Source organism: Testudinibacter sp. P17/SS/0325, from assembly GCF_053570765.1.
The window spans coordinates 1257358-1280266 of the sequence record NZ_CM131635.1 but is presented as its reverse complement, the minus strand read 5'-3'; the positions used below and the strand labels follow the sequence as shown (position 1 = coordinate 1280266).

Sequence of the window (22909 nt, the reverse complement as noted above, 5' to 3'; positions counted from 1 at the left end):
TTCACCTTCCTTAAACGGTTATGTGCTTACTCTACCCCTTGCACAATTTTTCGTCAATTCAACTAATGCGCTTCGTCCCAATTATCACCGATACCGACTTCGGCGATCAGCGGGACGCTGAGTCGGGCGGCTTGTTCCATCAGGGTTTTAATCCGCTCGGCGTAGAAATCGACTTTATCCGACCGCACTTCGAACACCAGTTCATCGTGCACTTGCATAATCATTTTGATCTCGTCGCTGTGGCGGATTTCGTTGTCGATCAACAACATTGCGCGTTTGATAATATCCGCTGCCGTGCCTTGCATTGGCGCATTGATGGCTACCCGCTCCGCACCTTTGCGCCGCATGGCGTTGGCGGATTTGATTTCCGGCAGGTATAAACGGCGTTTAAACAGGGTTTCGACAAAGCCTTGCTCGCGCGCTTTTTGCTGAATGTCGCTCATAAAGGTCTGCACCCCCGGATAACGCTGGAAGTAGAGATCGATATATTGCTGTGCCTGTCCGCGCGCAATGCCCAATTGGCGCGCCAAGCCGAAGGCGCTCATGCCGTAGATCAAACCGAAGTTAATCGCTTTGGCGCTACGGCGTTGTTCGCTGGTGACTTGATCCAACGCCACGCCGAAAATCTCGGCGGCAGTGGCGCGGTGAATATCTTGTCCGTCGGCAAAGGCGTGATTCAAACCGACATCGTTCGACAAATGCGCCATAATCCGCAATTCGATTTGCGAATAGTCGGCGGCGATGATTTTATTGCCCTCGGCGGCGATAAAGGCTTTGCGAATGCGCCGCCCTTCTTCGGTGCGAATCGGGATATTTTGCAGATTCGGATCGCTCGACGACAAACGCCCGGTAATCGTCACCGCTTGGTGATAGGAGGTGTGCACCCGTCCGCTGTGTTTGTCCACCATCAACGGCAGTTTGTCGGTGTAGGTCGATTTCAGTTTGCTCAGCCCGCGATGTTCCACCAACAATTTCGGCAAGGCGTGTTCATACGCCAATTCTTCCAACACTTCTTCATTGGTCGAAGGCGCGCCTTTCGGGGTTTTCTTCAACACCGGCAAACCGAGCTTATCAAATAAAATCGCTTGCAACTGTTTGGTGGAAGCCAAGTTAAACGGCTCACCGGCAAGTTCGTGCGCCTGTTGTTCCAATTGCAATAAACGGTTGGCAATTTCGCCGGATTGTTGCAATAACAAATCAGAATCAAGCAACACCCCGTTGCGTTCAATCCGTGATAACACCGACAACAACGGCATTTCCAGTTGCTGAAACAGTTCGACTAAGGTCGGTTCGGCTTGCAGTTTCCGCCATAAGGTTTGGTGCAGTTTCATGGTGACATCGGCATCTTCCGCCGCATATTCCGCCGCTTGCTCGATTGGAATTTGATCAAACGTCAGTTGATTTTTGCCCTTGCCCGCCACGTCCTCAAAACTAATCGTGCCGTGCCCCAAATAGCGCTGCGCCAAGTCGTCCATATTGTGCCGTCCGGTGCTGTCGAGGGTGTAGGATTCGAGCATGGTGTCGTAGGCAATCCCCTGCAACTGAATGCCGTGACGGATAAAGATGGTTTCATCATATTTGATATTCTGTCCGACTTTTTGAATCTTCGGATTTTCCAATATCGGTTTTAAGGCGGCAAGTGCGGTCTGTAAATCCAGTTGCGGCGGCACGTCTAAATAACGGTGTTGCAACGGCAAATACGCCGCTTCGCCGTTGGTTAAAGCAAAGGAAATCCCGACCAGATTGGCTTGCATATAATTCAGGCTGTCGGTTTCGGTATCCAGCGCAATCAAATCCGCCGCCGCCAATTTGTCTAACCAGGCGGCGAAATCGGCTTGGTTCAGAATGGTTTGATATAAAGTGCGGTCAATCCGCACCGCTTTGATCGGGGCGGTAACCGCACTTTCGCTGGTCGTTGCCGTAGCTTGGTAACCGTTAAAACGCGTTGCCGATAATTCTGCCGCAGTGACCGAACTTGAACCGTTTTGCAAGATTTCATTCAACCAACGTTTAAATTCATAACGCCCGAACGCTTCGATCAGCTCGTCGGTTTGCGCCGCTTGCATGGTCAATTGGTCGTAAGACAGCTCCAGTTCAACGTCGGTTTTAATCGTGGCAAGCAGATAGGAAAGATCCGCCATCGCTTTGGCTTCGGCTAATTTATCGCCCAGCTTTTTCGCGCCGCGAATCGGCAGATCCGCCACCTGATCCAAGTTGGCATAAATCTGCCGCATACTGCCAATGCCTTGCAACAGCCCAAGTGCGGTTTTCTCGCCCACTCCAGCCACACCGGGGATATTGTCCGAACTGTCGCCGCGCAACGCCAGATAATCAATGATCAATTCCGGCGGAATGCCGTATTTTTCCACCACGCCCTCGCGATCCAACAAGGTGTTGTTCATGGTGTTGATCAACATGATGTTATCGTCCACCAACTGCGCCATATCTTTATCGCCGGTGCTGATCAGCACTTTCTGACCGCACTTTGACGCGCGAACGGCAAGTGTGCCGATCACATCGTCCGCTTCCACGCCGTCAATCACCAATAACGGAATGCCCAACGCCTTAATCATGTTGTGCAACGGCTGAATCTGCTTGCGCAAATCGTCCGGCATCGGCGGGCGGTGCGATTTATATTGCTCGAACAGTTCATCACGAAAGGTCTTGCCTTTGGCGTCAAACACCACCGCCAAATAGCGCGGATTGGCTTGCGCAATCAGGCTTTTCAGCATATTCAACACCCCATACATCGCCCCCGTCGGCTCGCCGAGCGAGTTGCTCAACGGGGGAAAGGCGTGAAAGGCACGGTAAAGATAAGAAGACCCGTCCACAAGAACAAGGGCGTTATCGGCAATTTTAGCTGTCATAAATGGTCACTTTTTTAATGGATGAAGTTGGAGGGTATTGTAGCAAAAGTGCGGTTTGAAGTGCGGATTAAATTATCACTCACTGCAATCAAACCGCTCCCCCCCGCAATACACCGTTGCGCGATTTTCACGCGCAAAGCCGACGAGGGAGAGGTTGTGTTGTGCGGCGAGGTTGACGGCGAAGTCGGTGCCGGCGGAAACGGCGATTAGGATTTCAATGCCGCAGGCGACGCTTTTTTGCACCATTTCGTAACTGGCGCGGCTGGTGACCAACACGAAGCCTTGCAGTTTCTCGCGATTCTGACCGCACTTTTGTTTTTGTCGTGCGTGCCAGCCGAGCAGTTTGTCAAGGGCGACATGGCGTCCGACATCTTCGCGGATTGCCAGCAGTTCGCCGTCTAAATTGAAGAACGCGGCGGCATGGGTGGCGCCGCTTTGCTGAGCCAGTTGTTGCGCTTGTTGCAGTTGTTGCAGGCAGCCGTTGAGTTTGCTCAAATCAAATTGTAACGTGTGCTCAAGTGCGGTTAGCGGGCGCGTGACCTGTTGCAACTGTTCCACGCCGCACAAACCGCAGCCGGTGCGCCCTGCCAGCGTACGCCGTTTTTGTTTTAACGCCATAAAACAGCGGCTTGCCATCTCGATTTGCACTTCAATGCCGTTGCGAACATTGACGACATCAAGGGAATAAATATCGCTTGCTTGGTCGATAATCCCTTCCGCGAGGGAAAAACCGAGCGCAAAATCCGCCAAATCCGCCGGACTGCACATCATGACGGTATGTGCTATGCCGTTATACACCAACGCAACCGGCACTTCCGTCGCCAACCAATCGCTTTTGCGCCCGAAGTGCGGTTGTCGCTCGTCCGATTCGCCATTCGGCATGAATACACTTACGCTTCTTGTTTTTAATGTTAACAAAGTCTTTTCCTTTAATCAAAAATAGGTAAATTTTTATAATTCTGACGCAGTTCACAAAAATAGCGGAATATCTTCTTGATCTAGATTATATAAAATACGTTTGCCTGTTGCGTCGGATTTTGAACAGGAGTAAGCTAGCGAATGAATGTAACGTATTTTACATTTTTGTTACAACCCTAAAACTAACTTTTTTATTTTACTCTAAATCTCACAATCTTGAGAGGTTCTTATGCAACTCAGCAGAAGAAAATTCTTCAAAGTTTGTGCAAGTGGCATGGCGGGAACCACCGCTGCCGCATTAGGTTTTGCACCGGCAAGCGCACTGGCTGCGCCGCGCTCGTACAAACTGTTGCGTGCACGTGAAACCCGTAATACTTGTACTTACTGTGCCGTCGGCTGCGGTATGCTACTCTATAGCGTAGGTGACGGAGCAATGAACGCCCGTGAAAAACTGATTCATATTGAAGGCGATGCCGATCATCCGGTCAGCCGCGGAGCCCTTTGTCCGAAAGGTGCGGGCGCATTGGATTATGTCAACAGCGAACGCCGCGTTCAATATCCTGAATACCGCGCCCCGGGGGCGAAAGAGTGGAAACGTATCAGTTGGCACGAAGCCTATGAGCGTATTGCCCGTTTGATGAAAGACGACCGCGACGCCAATTTCATTCCGACTAACGGCGACGGCTTGCCGGTCAATCGTTGGGTTTCCACCGGGATGTTGATGGCTTCCGCGTCCAGCAACGAAACCGGTTTGTTAAGCCAAAAATGGGCGCGTGCGCTCGGTATGGTGCCAATCAACAACCAAGCGAGTATCTGACACGGACCAACGGTAGCAAGTCTTGCTCCATCATTTGGTCGCGGTGCCATGACAAACCACTGGGTTGATATCGCCAATTCCGATTTAGTCATCGTAATGGGTGGTAATGCCGCCGAAGCACATCCCGTCGGCTTCCGTTGGGTTATCGAAGCGAAAAAACGCCGTGGTGCGAAGTTAATGGTGGTTGATCCACGCTTTAACCGTACTGCCTCGGTGGCGGATTTCTATTCGCCGATTCGTTCCGGTACCGATATCGCGTTCTTATCCGGTGTTATTCACTATCTGTTAAGCAACGATAAAATCCAACACGAATACGTTCAACAATATACCAACGCCAGTTATTTGGTGGCGGAGGGTTTTGGTTTTGAAGACGGCTTGTTCAGCGGTTACGATGAAGAAAAACGCCAATATGACAAGTCCACTTGGAATTACCAATTTGACGAAAACGGTTTCGCCAAACAAGATCTGACATTGCAAGATCCGCGTTGTGTGATCAATGTGCTGAAAGAGCACGTTTCCCGCTATACGCCGGAAATGGTCGAACGGATCTGTGGTTCGAAACAGAAGGATTTCTTACACTTCTGTGAAGAATTGGCGAAAACAGCCGCCAAAGATAAAAATGCCACCTTTATGTATGCGCTGGGTTGGACGCAACATACTGTCGGCTCGCAAAATATCCGTACCATGGCGATGATCCAGTTACTACTGGGTAATATCGGTGTGTCCGGCGGCGGTGTAAATGCGTTGCGCGGTCACTCCAACGTACAAGGGATTACCGATCTCGGCTTATTCCCGAATATGTTAACCGGTTATATACCGTTGCCGACGGACAAAGACACCAGTCTAGAGGTGTTCCTGAATCGGATTACCCCGAAACTGACCCAAAAAGATCAGGTCAACTATTGGAAAAATACGCCGAAATTCTTTATCAGCTTGCTGAAAACCTTCTATGGGGATAAAGCGACTGCGGATAACGAGTTCGGTTACCACTTCCTGCCGAAAATCGACGGCGCGTATGACCATTTCCGTTATATCGATATGATGTACGAGGGCAAAGTCAACGGTTATCTGTGCCAAGGCTTCAACCCGATTGCGTCGTATCCGAACCGCGCGAAAATGACGACGGCGTTAAGCAAATTAAAATACTTGGTGATCATGGATCCGCTGAAAACCGACACCTCGGATTTCTGGCAAAACTACGGCGAATACAATGATGTGGATACCGAATCCATTCAAACCGAAGTATTCCGCCTGCCGACCACCTGTTTCACCGAAGAAGACGGCTCGATTGCCAACTCCGGCCGCTGGTTGCAGTGGCACTGGAAAGGCAATGACCAACCGCAGGAAGCCAAACCGGATGTGGAAATTCTGTCCGAATTGCGCGAACACTTGCTGCACTTGTATGAAAAAGAGGGCGGTCAGGGAATCGAGCAGCTCAATGCAATGCAGTGGAATTACCGCAATCCGTTAGAGCCGCGTGCGGAAGAATTGGCGAAAGAGAATAACGGTTATGCATTAGCCGATTTGTTGGACGAAAACGGCAATGTAGTGGTGAAAAAAGGCGAACTGTTGTCGAGCTTTGCCCAGTTGCGTGATGACGGCACAACCTCTTCCGGTTGCTGGATTTACACCGGTCAATGGACGGAAAAAGGCAATATGATGGCGCGCCGTGATAATTCCGATCCGTCAGGCTTGGGCAACACCCTGAACTGGGCGTTCGCATGGCCGTTGAACCGTCGGATTATCTACAACCGTGCTTCCGCCGACCGCCAAGGCAATCCGTGGGATCCAACCCGCCAATTGGTAAAATGGAACGGTAAAAACTGGAACTATACCGATGTCGCCGACTACACCACTGCCCCTCCGGGCAGCGATGTATTGCCGTTTATCATGCAGCCGGAAGGCGTAAGCCGTTTGTTTGCGATTGATAAAATGGCGGAAGGTCCGTTCCCTGAGCATTATGAACCGATCGAAAGCCCGATTGGCACTAACCCGCTGCACCCGAACGTGATTCACAACCCGGCGGCGCGGATTTTGCCAAACGACCAGAAAACCATGGGTAATGCCAGTGAGTTCCCTTATGTGGCAACTACTTACCGCTTAACCGAGCATTTCCACTACTGGACCAAAAATGCGCTGTTAAACGTTATCGCACAACCTGAACAATTTATTGAAATCGGCGACGCACTTGCGGCGGAAAAAGGCATTAACCACGGCGATCAAGTGAAAGTGTTCTCGAAACGCGGCTATATCAAAGCCGTTGCCGTGGTCACCAAACGGATTAAAGCACTGGAAGTGGACGGCAAAACCATTCACACCATCGGCGTGCCGATTCACTGGGGCTTTGCCGGCGTGGGCAAAAAAGGCTTCTTTGCCAACAACCTGACCCCGAGTGTCGGTGACGCCAACACGCAAACACCGGAATTTAAAACATTCTTGGTCAACATTGAAAAAGTGACGGAGGCTTAATATGGCAGTTCAAACTCAAGATATTATTAATGCCTCTGCAACTTCAACGCTAACCCCGCCGCCACAAACGCGGGATCATAAAGTGGAAGTGGCAAAGCTGATCGATGTCAGCGCCTGTATCGGCTGTAAAGCCTGTCAGGTGGCGTGTTCCGAATGGAATGATCTGCGTGACACCCCGGGAGTTTGTACCGGGGTTTACGACAATCCGATTGATCTCACCGCCAAATCGTGGACGGTGATGAAATTCAACGAAGTGGAGGAAAACGATCGTCTGGAATGGTTGATCCGCAAAGACGGTTGTATGCACTGTTCGGAGCCGGGCTGTTTAAAAGCTTGCCCGGCACCGGGGGCGATTATCCAATACGCCAACGGTATCGTTGATTTCCAATCGGATAAATGTATCGGTTGCGGTTACTGTATTGCCGGCTGTCCGTTCAATATTCCGCGTATCAACAAGGAAGACAACCGTGCTTACAAATGTACGCTGTGTTCTGATCGGGTGAATGTGGGGCAAGAACCGGCGTGCGTCAAAACCTGTCCGACCGGGGCGATTCACTTTGGCAGCAAAGCGGCAATGCAGCAATATGCCGAAACCCGAGTGAAAGATCTGAAATCGCGCGGTTATGAAAACGCCGGTTTATACGATCCGCAAGGGGTCGGCGGTACGCACGTGATGTATGTGCTGCACCATGCCGACAAACCGGAGTTGTATTCAGGCTTGCCGAAAGATCCGTCCATCAGTCCGGTGGTCGGTTTATGGAAAGGCATTCTGAAACCATTGGCAGGGATGGCAATGGGCGCGTTGGCAATCGCCTCCGCCGCTCACTACATCGGTATCGGTCCGAACACCGAAGAAGACGATGATGACATCCAAAAACCGCTTGATCCACACGGAAAAGGAGAATAATGATGGTTGATTTAAACAGAAAAGTTATTCGCCATAACCTGAAAGAGCGGTTGAGCCACTGGTTGTTAGTGTTGTGTTTCTTTATGACCGCACTTTCCGGCTTATCGTTTTTCTTTGCCGACTTTGCTTGGATTGCGGAAGTGTTAGGCACCCCGCAACTGGCGCGGGTATTACACCCGTTCACCGGTTTAGTGATGGTTGCCGCTTTTGCCATTCTGGCTAAACACTATTGGCGCGATAACCTGATCGAAAAAGGCGATTGGCAATGGCTGTTCAATGTGGTTGAAGTGCTGAAAGGCAACGAGCACCACGTGGCGGATGTCGGTCACTATAATATGGGACAAAAATTACTGTTCTGGACGTTGATTATGGCATTAGTCATTTTATTGACGACCGGCATTATTATTTGGCGCCCGTATTTTGCCGAAAATTTCTCGATTCCGGTGATTCGTATCGCTTTATTGTTGCACGCCACCAGCGCAATCGCACTGATCCTCGGCATTATGGTGCATATCTATATGGCGATTTGGGTGCGCGGTTCCATCACCGGTATGGTGGAAGGCTGGGTTACCGCACGCTGGGCGAAAAAACACCACCCGCGTTGGTTCCGTGAATCCATTCTGCCGGAATTGCAAAAAGAAGAACGCCAAGAAAAACAAGAGCATAAAGAATGAGTATTCGCATCTTAGCGGAAAGCGAAATCAAACAGGCAGCGGCGGGGTTTTTTGCCCCACCGCTTCTTTTCGCCAATCCGAAAAACCTATACCAACGCCGTGCAGCGCGCTTGCGCAAGTTGAGTGAAAATCACCCGCTGCAGGATTATCTGCGCTTCTGCGCCAATATCGCCGCGGCACAACTGGATTTGCTGCAAAATGCGCCGCTTGCCATCGATTCCCGCCTAAGTGCGGTCAAAGACAATGCGGCATTGCTCAGTCAGCAGCCATTGCATTGGAAAAATTGGCAACGTGATCCGGTGTGGATCAGCTTGTTACAACAGCTGTTGCAACAACTTAAACCGAACGCCAACGACACGATTCTGGCAAGTATCGAGTGGTTGGAAAAAGCGTCTGACAGTGAATTGGAAAGCTTGGCGGATCAACTGCTGCGCGACAATTTTCTGCCGAATCAAAGCGACAAAGCGATTTTCTTATGGGCGGCACTATCGCTGTATTGGACGCAACTGGTGCAGCAAATTCCGCACCATGCCAAAACCGAACTCGGTGAAAACCGCCAATTCTGCCCGGTGTGCGGTTCCGCCCCGGTCGCAAGCATGATCCACATCGGCGAAGCACAAGGTACGCGCTATCTGCACTGTTCCTTATGCGAAAGCGAATGGCATATGGTGCGGGTGAAATGCAGCAACTGCGAACAAGGCGGCAAGCTCAACTATTGGGCGTTAGACAGCGAAAACGCGATCAAAAGCGAAAGTTGTGACGACTGCCACAGCTATCTGAAAGCGCTATATCAGGATAAAAACCCGGATGTCGAAGCGATTGCCGATGACCTTGCCAGTTTCTTCTTAGATGACGAGATGGAAAAAATGGGTTACGCCAAAAGTGCGGTCAATCCGTTTTTATTTCCGTCGGAATAGCCATTGATAGACAATCAAAGCAACAGGGTGGAATTAAATCCACCCTGTTTTTTACTAGCCGTTTGCAACCGCACTTTTCGCTTTCAAAAACCGCTGCGCACATTCCGACGCGGCAATCAGCCCGCCTGCCATCATGATAATATCTTTTAAAATCAGCCGCCCTGCGCCGGAGAGGTAAGGGAAGCCGTAATTCGGGGTAGGCAGATCACCACCGAGATTAGGAACGTAGGTTTCCGGCGTGGTGATCAAAAATGAGAGGGTGACGATTGACATGCCAAACGTGAGCAAGCCGCCCGCCATGCCGGTGGTCGGATTCCAAATTCCCGACAGCGTCAGCAAACCGATCGTGACAATCACCGCCCCCAAGCCGTAAGAGAACGGATAAGTACCGTTTTGCTTATGCCAATCAATATTTTTTTGTACCATCTTCCCTTCCGGGTTTTTGTACAAAGTATATTCTTTCACCAATACGCCGTTGTCGTTTTCCACCATTTTTTGGCTGTCTTTATAGAAGAAACTCATAAACGGACTGTTGGCAACAAAATGCACAATACCGTCCGCTTCATACTGAAACGCCTTCAACCCCCCGATCCAAAGCATGACAATACAAATCGCGATACGGATAAAATTAATGAAAATGCGCTGTTTAGTGGCAAGAAACGCTGCTGCCAGATGTATGACATTCGTACTCATATTAACCTCATTATTATAGTAAAATGGTGTGCTACCCTAAAATACACACGACATAAGTTGATATTTTCAGTTTAAAATATCAAATGCAATTTATTCTCATTTGCAATAAATTGGCATGGCAAATAAGAGCAAACTTTGGGCTATAAAGTCTCAAATCCCGCATAACGTGAACCCAACACCAACTTATGCAATAAAAAACGGCGTTCAAGCCGCCCTGAACGCCGTTATTCGAAAAATGTGAGGCTATTTTCCGCCTATTTCATCAGTCACCTGACCATAGATCATCATGGTAAATACCACTGTGCCGCCCAAAATATTGCCAAGTGCGGTCGGGGCGAGAAAGGTGACAAAATAGTCATATAAATCGGCTTCGCCCTGAATCACCAAATACGCCATTTCCGCCGAACCGACCACCACATGAGTGAAATCCCCCAAGGCGATCAAATAAATAAAGAAAAAAATCATCACGAACTTGCCGTTGCCGACCGTTGGCATCATCCACACCACCGAAGCAATTAAAATGCCCGCCGGAATACCACGCAAAATATTATCGCTTACCGACATTCCCGCCACATGACGGGCGATGTCTTTCATTGCGATCACAAACTCCGGATTAAACACATGATCATTTTGTAAAAATAAAGCCGCTAAAGTGGTTCCGATCAAGTTGGCGCCGAATACCGTGCCCCATAACTTCGCCACCGCCAACAATTTTCTTAAGCTCAGTGGGTTGAATAACGGTACCACCGTCGTAATGGTATTTTCGGTAAACAACTGCATACGCCCCAAAATCACCAGCAAAAATCCCACGGTATAGCCCATGTTCGTGACCAATGGCGCCCAAGGTTCATCCGGGGTATAGGCGGTAAATACCGCTTTAAAAATAAATGAAAACGTGATCACCAAGCCGGCGGTAATGCCGGAAAAAAGCAACGCTTTGCTTGGGCGTGACAACTCTTCAATCCCGTCTTGGCGGATAATTTCATACAACAAACGCGGGCTTAAACGCTCATGTTCCTCCACCGCCATGCGATCGCGATAGGATAATTTGCTGCCGTTTAATTCTGATTTCATTGTTCCTCCTGTGCAGAATATTTTTTAAACAAAATGTTAAAAAACGCCGCAACTATAACATAAACCGTTAACAAATAAAAAATAGCATCGCCGGCTGACCAAACCGCACTTAAGCGCGGCAAGCGGAATTGCACCTATTAAATCGTCGCCAAATAGCATATAATTTGCCCTTTTATAGTCAATTTAGAATCGGTTATTTAGAATGTTTGAAATCAATCCCGTAAAAAATCAAATCAGCGATCTCAGCGAACGTACTGCGGTGCTTCGGGGGTATCTTTGACTTCGACGGAAAAGTCGAACGTTTGGAAGAGGTGAACGCCGAATTAGAGCAGCCCGATGTGTGGAACGAGCCGGAAAAAGCGCAAGCGCTAGGCAAAGAGCGCTCGGCGTTGGAAGCGGTGGTGGAAACAATCCGCACGTTGGATCAAGGCTTGCAAGATGCCGAGGGTTTATTGGAATTGGCGGTGGAAGCCGAGGATCAAGACACCTTTGACGAAGCGGTTGCCGAGCTGCAAGAGCTGGAAGCCAAATTAGCGCAACTGGAATTCCGCCGTATGTTCGGCGGCGAACACGACAGCGCCGATTGCTATGTCGATTTGCAGGCCGGTTCGGGCGGCACCGAAGCACAGGATTGGACCGAAATGCTGGTGCGGATGTACCTGCGTTGGGCGGAAAGCAAAGGCTTTAAAACCGAGCTGATGGAAGCTTCCGACGGCGATGTCGCCGGGATTAAATCCGCCACCATTCGGGTCAGCGGCGAATACGCCTTCGGCTGGCTGCGCACCGAAACCGGTATCCACCGCTTGGTGCGCAAAAGCCCGTTTGATTCCAACAACCGCCGCCACACTTCGTTCAGTGCGGTATTCGTCTATCCCGAAATCGACGACGATATCGACATCGACATCAATCCGGCGGACTTGCGCATTGATGTTTACCGCGCCTCCGGTGCGGGCGGGCAGCACGTCAATAGAACCGAAAGTGCGGTGCGGATTACCCATATTCCAAGCGGAATCGTGGTGCAGTGTCAGAACGACCGCTCGCAGCACAAGAATAAAGATCAGTGTATGAAGCAGTTGAAAGCCAAGTTGTACGAAATGGAACTGCAAAAGAAAAACGCCGAAAAACAAGCGATGGAAGACAGCAAATCCGACATCGGCTGGGGCAGCCAAATCCGCTCCTATGTGTTGGACGACGCACGGATTAAAGACTTGCGCACCGGCATTGAAAATCGCAACACCCAAGCGGTGTTGGACGGCGATTTGGACAAATTTATTGAAGCCAGCTTAAAAGCCGGTTTGTAAGCCAATATTGAAATAACCCTAAGGAATACACATTATGTCAGAACAACAACTTCCGGAACTGGATCTGCACGGAGAAATGTTGGTGCGTCGCGAAAAACTGACCGCACTTCGCCAACAAGGCAACCCGTTCCCTAACGATTTCCGCCGTGAGCACTTGGCGCAAGATCTGCACAATCAATATGAAAACCAAGACGGCGAAACGTTAAAAGCGCAAGAAATCGCGGTCAGCGTTGCCGGACGGATCATGACCCGGCGTAAAATGGGCAAAGCCAGTTTTATCACCTTACAAGATATGAGCGGCAAAATTCAGTTGTATGTGGCGCGCGATCTGCTGGCGGAAGGCGAATATGCAAGCCTGATGTCGCTGTTGGATTTGGGCGATATCATCGGCGCAAAAGGCACGCTGTTTAAAACCAAAACCGGCGAGCTGACCGTGCGCTGTACCGCACTTGAGCTGCTGACCAAAGCGCTGCGCCCGTTGCCGGATAAATTCCACGGCTTGAGCGATCAGGAAACGCGCTACCGCCAACGTTATTTGGATTTAATCAGCAACGACGATTCCCGTCGTGCGTTTGTGATTCGTTCCAAAGTGATCAGCGGTATCCGCCAATTCTTCCTCGATAAAGGCTTTATGGAAGTGGAAACCCCAATGCTGCAAGTGATCCCGGGCGGCGCGGCGGCGCGTCCGTTCGTCACCCATCACAACGCCTTAGACATTGATATGTATCTGCGGATTGCGCCGGAATTGTATCTGAAACGCTTAGTGGTCGGTGGCTTTGAGCGCGTATTCGAGCTGAACCGCAACTTCCGCAACGAAGGCGTTTCCGTGCGCCATAATCCGGAATTCACCATGTTGGAATACTACCAAGCCTACGCCGATTATCACGATTTGATGGACAACACCGAAGAACTGTTGCGCAAACTGGCATTGGATATTCTCGGCACAACCCGCGTACCGTACGGCGAATACACTTTCGATTTCGGCAAACCGTTCGAACGTTTAACCATGACCGAAGCAATTTTGAAATACGGCGACAATATCCAGCCTGAACAGCTGCAAGATTTCGTCCAAGCCAAAGCGTTAGCCGAAAAATTAGGGATTGAAGTACAAAAATCATGGGGTTTAGGCAGCGTGATTAACGCGATTTTCGAAGAAGTGGCGGAACACCATCTGATTCAACCGACGTTCTTAATGGCGCACCCGGCGGAAATCTCACCATTGGCACGGCGTAACGATGAAAATCCGGACGTAACCGACCGTTTCGAGCTGTTTATCGGCGGACGCGAAATCGGCAACGGTTTCTCGGAACTCAATGACGCCGAAGACCAAAACGCGCGCTTTGACGCACAAGTCGCCGCCAAAGAAGCGGGTGATGACGAAGCGATGTTCAAAGACGAAGACTTCGTGACCGCACTTGAACACGGCTTGCCGCCGACCGCCGGCGAAGGGTTGGGTATCGACCGCCTCGCGATGATCTTCTCCAACTCGCCGTCAATCCGCGATGTGATTCTGTTCCCGGCGATGAGACAACACAAAGATTAATTGCGCTTTATTCGTTTTAGCCGCTGTGATTGTCTGATCACAGCGGCTTTTTATCGGCTCTTTTCACGCGGCGGCAAGAGCGTCGCTATTCATTTTTGCCGTAAAAATAACACGCTTGGTAAGGTTTTAAAGTTAGCGGTGTTGATAGCGGAATATCGGTCGGTTCATTGCTTAATAGTAACTGCCATGAACCTTGTAACAAGGCGGGATCAAGCCGGATTGGTTGCCGTTGCTCCGTCAAATTCGCCATCACCAACAAGCGGTTTTTGCCGTCGTTGCGTAGATATTGCCAACAATGCGGATTGGCAGGGTCGAGATCCTGATAATCACCATCGGTAAACACGGCATATTGCTTGCGTAATCGAATCAATTTTTGATAGAAATAAAAGACGGATTCAGGATCTTGCAATGCCGCTTGGGCATTGATCTGCGGATAATTGGCGGCGACTTCGATCCACGGTGTGCCTTGAGTAAAGCCGGCGTGCGCCGAATTATCCCATTGCATTGGGGTGCGTCCATTATCACGGGATTTTTGCCCTAAAATTTGCAAAATTTCCACCGCACTTTTGCCTTGGGCGCGCAAGGCTTTATACGCATTCAGGCTTTCCACGTCGCGATATTGTTCAATACGCTCAAAATGCGGATTGGTCATGCCCAGCTCCTCGCCTTGGTAAATATAGGGCGTGCCTTGTAAGCCATGCAACACCATCGCCCATAATTTAGCGGATAACGCGCTATCGTCGCCAAAACGAGAAACAATGCGCGGTTGGTCATGATTACAGAAAAACAGTGCGTTCCAGGCTTTATTGTGCATGCCTTGCTGCCAATAATTGAAAATCTGTTTTAATTCCACAAAATCAGGTGCTGCAAATGTCCACTTTTCACCGTTCGGATAATCCACTTTGAGATGGTGGAAATTAAACGTCATGGATAGCTCCGTACCCTCTAAATTGGCATATTGCTGACAATGTTCTAATTGGGTCGAAGACATTTCGCCCACGCTCATTAATCCATAAGGCGTGAGGGCTTTTCGGTTTAATTCTTGCAAAAATTGGTGGATTTTCGGCCCGTCGGTATAAAAACGGCGGCCGTCGCCTTGGCAATCATCTTCAAACACCTCAGGTTTGGAAATCAGATTGACCACATCCAAACGCAAACCGTCAATGCCTTTTTCTGACCAAAAACGGCAGATTTGATATAACTCTTCGCGTAATTGCGGGTTTTCCCAATTGAGATCCGCTTGTTCATCGGTAAACAGATGCAAATAATATTTACCCGCCTTGTCCGACCACTTCCACGCATTACCGCCGAATTTTGATTGCCAGTTAGTCGGTTGCTCTCGCCAAATATAAAAATCATGGTAAGGACTGTTCGGATCTTCCCCCTGTTTAAACCATTCATGTTCGGTTGATGAGTGGTTAAAGACCATGTCCATCACAATACGGATATTGCGTCGGTGGGCTTGTTCAATCAGTTGCTCGAAATCCGCCATCGTGCCATAACTGGGATCGATCTCACGGTAATTGGCAATATCATAGCCATTATCGACTTGCGGCGACACATACATAGGGGTAATCCAAATGCCATCCACCCCTAAGGTTTGCAAATAATCCAGTCGCCGAATAATACCTTGAATATCGCCGCTGCCTGAGCCTGTGGTATCTTGGAAACTTTTAGGATAAATTTGGTAAATAACGCCTTGTTTCCACCACTGCGTTTGCGTTGTCCGTCGCACTAGAGTTCTCCTTTAACCGCTTTACGTTTATAAACGATCATGGTTAATACCAGCGGAACGACAATCGCCACCAGCATTGCTACGCTAAAGGTTGCCCAATAAGGCAATTGGATAGAGAGGATACCGGGCAAACCGCCCACGCCGATAGAACTGGCAAGCACACCGGCAAAGCCACAAATCAGGGCGGCGCAGGCAGAACCGATCATGGCGCACAGCATAGGAAAGCGGTATTTCATATTGATCCCATACATCGCCGGCTCGGTGACGCCGAGATAAGCCGATATTGCCGCCGGAACGGAAATTTCACGTTCATTGGCTTTTTTGCTGATCAACACAATCCCCAATACGGCGGAAGCTTGCGCAATATTCGACAAGGCAATTAGCGGCCAAACCGGTGTTCCGCCGATATTTTGAATCATCTGCATATCAACCGCCAAGGTAGTTTGATGTACACCGGTGATCACCAACGGCGCATATAAAAAGCCAAATAACGCTGCGCCGATTGGGGCGAAATCACCGGTCATCGCATTGCGTACCACAAAAGCAACGCCGTTGCCGATTTCACGACCGATAGGGCCGATAATGGTATGAGCCAAGAAGACGGCAAGGATAATTGACACCACCGGCACAATCACTAAATTGAGAGAATTCGGTACAATTTTATTCAGGAAACGCTCGATATAAGCCAAAGCCAAGCCCGCCATAATCGCCGGAATCACTTGGGCTTGATAACCGACTTTTTCAATTTGCAGCCAGCCGAAATCCCATGTATCGGGTATTTGCGAACCTAACCCATAAGAATTCATTAATTGCGGCGAAACCAGAGTAATACCCAACACGATCCCTAAAATAGGGGATGTCCCCATTTTACGCGCAATCGACCAACAAATTCCGACAGGTAAAAAATGGAAAATTGCTTCGCCAATCAGCCATAAGAAACTGTGTACGCTATTCCAAAACGGACTGATTTGCACTAACGTTTTGGTGCCGTCATCAAACATGGCAATATCACCGATGACGTTACGGAAACCCAATACCAGACCGCCTGAAATTAACGCCGGTAATAAGGGAATAAAAATATCCGCCATATGGGAGATCAGTTGTTCATACCATTTTTGATTTTGGCGGGCAGCCGCTTTGACTTGCTCTTTATCCACGCTGGCAAGCCCGGTTTTATCCAATAAGATTTTATAGTAATCCGCCACTTCCTGCCCGATCACCACTTGGTATTGCCCGCCGGTGGAGATCACCGCCTTGACCATCGGCAATTCTTCAATCTGTGCCGTTTCTGCTTTTGATTCATCATTCAGCACAAAACGCAAACGCGTAATACAATGGGTCACCGTGGCGATATTATCTCGCCCGCCAATCAGTTGAATAAGTTGAGCCACTAAGTTTGGATCGATTGTTTTTGCCATCGTCATATCCTCGATAAATGATTTGCGAACTATGGTAACAAAATTTAGCCAACTCACAATGGGAACGTTCCCAATTTCAAAAAATATTCTATTTTTGTGCGATAGATCACACTTTAGACAAATTCTCCATGAATGCAATGGTGGTCGATTTGATCAGGCGAGGCCAGTACATTTAACAATAAACGCACCGCACTTTGCCCTGCGCGAAAGAAACCGAAATTAATCGTCAGTGTATTCGGAAACAGAAATTGCAACAGCTTGTTATCGCCCACGCTGCATACTTGAATGTCTTGCCGCTGTTGCTCTGATAAATATTTATGCACCCCAAACGCCAAGCTGTCGGTGGCACAAACAATGGCGGTTGTCTGTGGCTGTAGCGCGGAAGGTGCAAAAGTATAGCCTGTCAAATAATCTAACTCGCCTAAGTAGGCATGTGATTCAAGCTGATACCGCCGGCAAAAATCCAAATAGGCTTGATGGCGCAGGTGCCCTGTCGTATAGTCTTCGGCAACAATGCCGACATAGCTGATATCACGGTGTCGTTGCTGATATAAACGCTCAAGCAGTAAATTGACTGCGCCGCGATCATCATAATACACGGAGGCGAGGTTAGGATAATGCCGGGCAATGGCAACCAGTTTATGCCGGTAAGGCTCCAGTATCCGCTGTTCTAATCCGGTAAACGCAAACACCACGACCCCGTCAATATGCCGCTGATGAAACGACTGCAAATGCTCCTGAACCAACGCAACATCAAAGCGGCTCTCACTAACGATATGCTCATAGCCTTGCGCTTGCAATTCATTCAACATACCACGCAGCACGCGATTTTCCGCCGGCGAATCAAGGCGGGTGACAATAATACCGATCACCTTGCTTTCACGTTTGCGCATTGCCCTTGCCGAACGAGAAGGTTGAAAGCGATATTGTTGAATCACAGACAGCACTTTTTCTTTGGTTTGGGGGCTGACATTCGCGTCATTATTCAGCACACGCGATACCGTCGATTTACCGACACCACACAAGCGTGCTATATCATTGATCGTCAGTTTATTCATTGAGATCTAAAAATTATTGAATCAAGATAATTAGGGTAAGCCATTTCTAAAGTTAATTCAATCCGCGGCAAAGTATTTCCACCGCCACCGATTCCCCTTGGGTAAGCGGTCGGCTAATCCGTGCGGTTTCGACGCAAATCATCCGGCGGTAATCCTGCGGCCGCATTGCGCTCATTGGCGTTTGCCACGGATTCCACAGCACCATTTCGCCGGCGTTATGATGACGAATTTCAATCGTGCGCGCCAACTGCGGATCGAGAATTTGGTTACGGTCGATATTGTCGCGATAGATACAATCGACCGCACTTTGGATTTTTCGCATGTGCGGCACGTTTTCACTTTGCCCTGTGATGGCGTTAAAACCGCTATCGGACGCTTGCACAATCCCGATCTGTTCAATCTCGCCCACGCGGAAATAGCTGTGAAAGGCAAGTTGTGCCGCTTGTGTTGCATGGTGAGTGAAAATCAGCTCGCACTTTTCGCTGAACAGCATGGTTAAACCCGCTTCGAGCCGGTTGTTTTCATCAAATAAATCAAAAACTAACCGCACTTTGTCTGTTTCAATTCGATACTCGCGCAACTGCCATAAACGCAAGCGTGCGGTGCCGTGAATCGGCATTTGGGCATTGCCGAACCACGGATAGCACAGCGGAATGCCGCCGCGAATCATATTACCGGCGATAAACGGCTCAATTTCGCTCAGCCATAATATATCCTCATTACCCTTGTGCGGTTTCCAGCTCAGTAATTGCGCGCCCTGCAACGCAATTTTTGCCGAGCCGACGGCATGGTCGAGTTGCAGCACCGGGATTTCATGGTAACGATAAAGGCTGAGCGCCGGCGCAAACTGTTGAATTTTTTCAGGTATCATTATTGTCTCCTAATAATAAAAGTGCGGTTTAAACGGTTATCCGTCCTTCGGACACCGCCCTCCGCATGCGGAGGGCGGGAAATTAGACTTTATCAGCCGTCCAACCTTCCCCCACCAAGGGAGAAAGGTTTTTTATTGTCTCGATTGCTGAATCTGTTGCCGCATTTGCTGCATAAAGGGCGCGGTTTGGCGGTAAAAATAACGGTATGAGGCACATAAATAGTTGTGCAAATTCGGCTCTTGTTCGACGGCTACGATCCGATGTTTCGGGCAGCCGCCCTGACACAACGGCAAAAATTCGCATTGGCGACAAAGTGCGGTCAGTTGCTGTTGTTTGTTTGCTCCGAATTGGCGCTGTTGTGGCGACAGCACAATCTCGCGCAGCGATTGTTGATTCAGATTGCCCACTTGATATTGCGGATACACATAGTGATCGCAGCTGTACACATCGCCATTCGCTTCCACCACCAATGAGTTGCCGCAGGTAGGCTGATGTACGCAACTGCCGGACGGATAGCCAAGCCACTGCCCCAATAAATTCTCAAACTCCAATACAAAAATTTGCCCGACATCTTGCGGCTGCCACGCTTGAAATACATCGAATAAAAAGCGCCCGTATCCCTCCGGCGGCACGGAAAACGCGGTGGTTTGACCGCACTTTGGCGCCTGTTCGGTCTGTGCGCACTCTACAATCGGAATAAACTGCATAAAAGTTGAACCGAAGGCTTTTAACGCTTGATAAGTCTCTTTTCCCTTATCCCAATTTTGATCGTTGACCACCGTCAGGGTATTGAAATCCACGTGGTAGGCTTTTAATAATTCCAGTGCATTCAAAACTTTATCAAAGGTCGGACTGCCGTTGTTGGCAAGGCGGTAACGGTTATGCACCGCACTGAGCCCGTCAATCGACAAGCCGATTAAAAATTGGTGCTGTTTGAAAAATTGCGCCCATTGGCGATTTAAGGCAATGCCATTGGTTTGAAACGCGTTGGTAATGATTTTGCCGTTGGCAAATTGCTGTTGTAATGCCACCGCCTGTTTAAAAAAATCCAAGCCCAACAAGGTCGGCTCGCCGCCTTGCCAAGCAAATTCCACCCGATCACCGCTGTGCGATTCGATATAATTTTTAACGTAATTTTTCAGTGTTTCCGGCGACATGAACGGCGTTTTCTTGCCAAAATCCTGCTCTTTTTCCAAATAGAAACAGTATTCGCACTGAATATTACAGTGAAAGCTGCTCGGTTTTGCCATTAAATGAAAATGCGCTTGCGGGGCAAAAAATGACATACTGCGTCCTTGTTTAGTTTGAATTATCCTTCTCCCCTTGTGGGAGAAGGACAGATTTTTGCTTCGTTCAGAAGCGAAAATCAGGATGAGGGGTAAAGTGCGGTTATTTCACCCTCATCCGTCCTGCGGACACCTTCTCCCATCAAGGGAGAAGGAAAAACCGCACTTCCCACGCCCTTTAAATTCATTCAGGGAACGCTATTTCGCTTTATGATTGGGCAACAGTTCGCTAAACAAACCGTTTTGCTTTAACTCTTTGCCAATACGGATCGCGGTTTCGGTTTCGCAACCGGCATACTCGGCAATTTCACGATAGGTCCAATTGTAATAAGGGAAATTGGTGGTTAAAAAACATAAGCTGTCAATCACCCGATCCAACGTGCGCAGATAAGCGCTTTTTACCAGTCTCTGCTCCGCATCACGCAATTCATTGGCTAAGGTTTGCAATAAGAACTTGGTCATTTCCGAATTATGCAGAAAAAACAATTCCAGGCTTTGCGGCTTAATGCGAACGATCTCAGCCTCAATCAGCACCTTGGCATTGCAATGATACTGGTTGTCGCCCAAACCGAACAGCGTGCGAAAACCGAAATAGTCGCCCTGCCGATACAGACGCACCAAGCTCTCCTTGCCGTTATCCAACATATGATACAGCCCGATCAAGCCCTGTTTAACGTAATAAAACTCTTGCGCCACTTCACCCTGCTCATATACGCTCATCCCTTTGGGTAAATTGTGCAGATGAATCACTTGGCAATAAGAAAGTGCGGTCGGCAAAATAGGTTTTTTATCCATCATATTCCTCACAACGTTTACCGGACATCGCTTTATTCTCGACTGCTTTTTAACAAAAAGCAAAGACAAAACAACGATTTCCATCTGCTCTATCTTTGCTTTTTTTCGTTTTTTTGAGCTAGATCTCGTTAATAATCCGATACACCCAATTTTCCAACGGATCGCCCAGCTTTTTCATTTCCACTCGCATTTCTTCCAACATTTCCGCTTTCAGCTCACGGTAACGCTCATCGTAAAACAGATTGTGCAGCTCTTGCGGATCTTGCTTCACATCGTACAGCTCGCATAAATCGGTGGCGTTAAACACCAATTTGTAATCTTTGCGCCGCCACATCCGTTGTTCAAAATAGACAAAATGTCCCGCCAGCTGCGCCAATACGCCTTTGCGGGCGTTGCTTTTCTCGTCGCGCGTGATCGGCAGCAGGGTTTCGCCGTGAAATGCCGGCGGAATCGGCTGTTTGGCAATATCGAACACCGTCGAAGTCAGATCATGCAGATAAATCAAGTTGTCGTCTTGCCGATTGACACGCGCCGCTTGCGGATCTTTGACAATCATCGGAATGTTGTAGGTGGTGTCAAACATAAACTCGCCTTTTTCAATCATGCGATGTGCGCCCATCGCATCGCCGTGATCGGCGGTTGCCACGATAAAGGTGTCGTCATACAAGCCGTTGGCGTGCAAATAGGCGAATAAATCGCCGATCACATCATCAATCAGGGTGATATAGCCCCAGAATTTGGTGATCACCTCTTTCCAATGATCTTCGCTCGCTTCCCACATGCCCCACATTTTGGAAATCGTGCGGTAGTGTCCCGGCTTGCCTTCCAACGGTTTGAAGAAACTGTCGTCCAGCACCACATCGTCTTTGCTGTACATCGAATAATAGGGCTCCGGCACAATGCACGGCGTATGCGGCCCCCAGAAGTTAATCCAAGTAAAGAACGGCTTGTTTTGTTCCAACGATTGCTGAATATAGCGTTTCGCTTCGTCAATGATGAAATACGCAATGGTTTGTTCTTTTGTGCCGGACAATAAACCGCACAGTTCCTGCACCCGTAAGTGCGGGTTGTCGCCGAAATAGGCGTTGCTGACTTCCGGAATCGGGTGGTTATTTTCCAACAGCCATTCGTGATAACGATTGGAATGGGTCGGCGGTTGGTTAAACACCAAGTTTTTATACACTCCGCTGCCGGGATAACCGTAGCCGTCAAAATTATGCCCCTGAATGTCATAATCTTCCGGTACGGATTTTGTGCCGACATGCCATTTGCCGACAACATAGGTGTTATAACCCTCAAGATTGGCGATATTCGGCGCTTGGCGGCTGATTTCACCAGTGCCGCCTTTTTCGCCGTTTTTGATAATGCCGTGCGTAGACGGCATTAACCCGGTGAATAACGAGGTGCGTGCAGGGCCGCAAACGGAAGCCGGGGTAAAGGCATTATTAAAGCGAATGCCTTGTTCGGCAAGTCGGTCTAGGTTGGGGGTTTTGACAATTTGATGTCCGTATGTGCCCAACATATCCTTGCGCACCTGATCCAGTAAAATATAGATAATATTCATT

The 22909-nt window shown here is 49.1% G+C and carries 17 protein-coding genes; 6 read left to right on the top strand and 11 right to left on the bottom strand.

The window, feature by feature from the left end:
• Nucleotides 1-62 precede the first annotated feature (62 nt).
• Entirely contained in the window at nucleotides 63-2867 is a 2805-nt protein-coding gene (polA, locus tag ACWA50_RS06075) for a DNA polymerase I (RefSeq protein WP_431050744.1), read from the bottom strand.
• A 75-nt stretch (nucleotides 2868-2942) separates the two neighbouring features.
• Complete coding sequence (gene fdhD / locus ACWA50_RS06070) at nucleotides 2943-3749, bottom strand: formate dehydrogenase accessory sulfurtransferase FdhD (RefSeq protein WP_431054306.1); 807 nt, start codon at nucleotides 3747-3749, stop codon at nucleotides 2943-2945.
• A gap of 265 nt (nucleotides 3750-4014) precedes the next feature.
• On the opposite strand from fdhD, the gene fdnG reads away from it, so the two are divergent.
• Genes fdnG through fdhE form a run of 4 tightly spaced genes read left to right on the top strand, consistent with a single transcriptional unit; the run spans nucleotide 4015 to nucleotide 9569 of the window.
• Nucleotides 4015-7071 (top strand): formate dehydrogenase-N subunit alpha, encoded by a 3057-nt coding sequence (gene fdnG, locus ACWA50_RS06065; protein ID WP_431050742.1) that lies wholly within the window; start codon nucleotides 4015-4017, stop codon nucleotides 7069-7071.
• A gap of 1 nt (nucleotide 7072) precedes the next feature.
• Nucleotides 7073-7978 (top strand): formate dehydrogenase subunit beta, encoded by a 906-nt coding sequence (gene fdxH, locus ACWA50_RS06060; RefSeq protein ID WP_431050740.1) that lies wholly within the window; start codon nucleotides 7073-7075, stop codon nucleotides 7976-7978.
• A 2-nt stretch (nucleotides 7979-7980) separates the two neighbouring features.
• Nucleotides 7981-8652, top strand: a complete 672-nt coding sequence (locus ACWA50_RS06055) for a formate dehydrogenase subunit gamma (RefSeq protein ID WP_431054305.1) — start codon at nucleotides 7981-7983, stop codon at nucleotides 8650-8652.
• The gene (gene fdhE / locus ACWA50_RS06050) at nucleotides 8649-9569 is read left to right on the top strand and encodes a formate dehydrogenase accessory protein FdhE (protein WP_431050738.1); all 921 of its coding nucleotides are present in this window, start codon (nucleotides 8649-8651) and stop codon (nucleotides 9567-9569) included. The genes ACWA50_RS06055 and fdhE overlap by 4 nt, the downstream gene beginning before the upstream one ends.
• A gap of 54 nt (nucleotides 9570-9623) precedes the next feature.
• Here fdhE and ACWA50_RS06045 read toward each other — a convergent pair whose 3' ends face one another.
• Both ACWA50_RS06045 and ACWA50_RS06040 read right to left on the bottom strand, forming a co-directional pair.
• On the bottom strand, nucleotides 9624-10262 hold the full coding sequence (locus ACWA50_RS06045) for a DUF417 family protein (protein ID WP_431050736.1): 639 nt from the start codon (nucleotides 10260-10262) through the stop codon (nucleotides 9624-9626).
• Between the two features lie 243 nt (nucleotides 10263-10505).
• Nucleotides 10506-11336 (bottom strand): formate/nitrite transporter family protein, encoded by an 831-nt coding sequence (locus tag ACWA50_RS06040; RefSeq protein WP_431050734.1) that lies wholly within the window; start codon nucleotides 11334-11336, stop codon nucleotides 10506-10508.
• 202 nt (nucleotides 11337-11538) lie between these two features.
• Between ACWA50_RS06040 and prfB the strand changes: the two genes are divergently transcribed.
• Nucleotides 11539-12637, top strand: a protein-coding gene (prfB, locus tag ACWA50_RS06035; RefSeq protein ID WP_431050732.1) for a peptide chain release factor 2 whose coding sequence is annotated in 2 segments (ribosomal slippage) — nucleotides 11539-11613 and nucleotides 11615-12637 — 1098 coding nt in all. Because the reading frame shifts where the segments join, the coding sequence is not laid out codon by codon here.
• A gap of 34 nt (nucleotides 12638-12671) precedes the next feature.
• A complete protein-coding gene (gene lysS / locus ACWA50_RS06030; protein ID WP_431050730.1) occupies nucleotides 12672-14180 on the top strand; it encodes a lysine--tRNA ligase in 1509 nt (502 codons plus the stop codon).
• Between the two features lie 85 nt (nucleotides 14181-14265).
• Here lysS and treC read toward each other — a convergent pair whose 3' ends face one another.
• The 7 genes from treC to ACWA50_RS05995 all read right to left on the bottom strand — a co-directional run bounded on the left by treC (nucleotide 14266) and on the right by ACWA50_RS05995 (nucleotide 22908).
• Entirely contained in the window at nucleotides 14266-15915 is a 1650-nt protein-coding gene (gene treC / locus ACWA50_RS06025; protein WP_431050728.1) for an alpha,alpha-phosphotrehalase, read from the bottom strand.
• Nucleotides 15915-17333 (bottom strand): PTS trehalose transporter subunit IIBC, encoded by a 1419-nt coding sequence (gene treB / locus ACWA50_RS06020; protein WP_431050726.1) that lies wholly within the window; start codon nucleotides 17331-17333, stop codon nucleotides 15915-15917. The genes treC and treB overlap by 1 nt, the downstream gene beginning before the upstream one ends.
• A gap of 113 nt (nucleotides 17334-17446) precedes the next feature.
• Nucleotides 17447-18391, bottom strand: a complete 945-nt coding sequence (treR, locus tag ACWA50_RS06015) for a trehalose operon repressor TreR (protein WP_431050724.1) — start codon at nucleotides 18389-18391, stop codon at nucleotides 17447-17449.
• 52 nt (nucleotides 18392-18443) lie between these two features.
• A complete protein-coding gene (locus tag ACWA50_RS06010; protein WP_431050722.1) occupies nucleotides 18444-19262 on the bottom strand; it encodes a D-hexose-6-phosphate mutarotase in 819 nt (272 codons plus the stop codon).
• A 132-nt stretch (nucleotides 19263-19394) separates the two neighbouring features.
• Complete coding sequence (locus ACWA50_RS06005) at nucleotides 19395-20549, bottom strand: anaerobic sulfatase maturase (protein WP_431050720.1); 1155 nt, start codon at nucleotides 20547-20549, stop codon at nucleotides 19395-19397.
• A gap of 198 nt (nucleotides 20550-20747) precedes the next feature.
• On the bottom strand, nucleotides 20748-21344 hold the full coding sequence (locus tag ACWA50_RS06000) for a Crp/Fnr family transcriptional regulator (RefSeq protein WP_431054304.1): 597 nt from the start codon (nucleotides 21342-21344) through the stop codon (nucleotides 20748-20750).
• A 118-nt stretch (nucleotides 21345-21462) separates the two neighbouring features.
• A complete protein-coding gene (locus ACWA50_RS05995; RefSeq protein WP_431050718.1) occupies nucleotides 21463-22908 on the bottom strand; it encodes a sulfatase-like hydrolase/transferase in 1446 nt (481 codons plus the stop codon).
• Nucleotide 22909 lies beyond the last annotated feature (1 nt).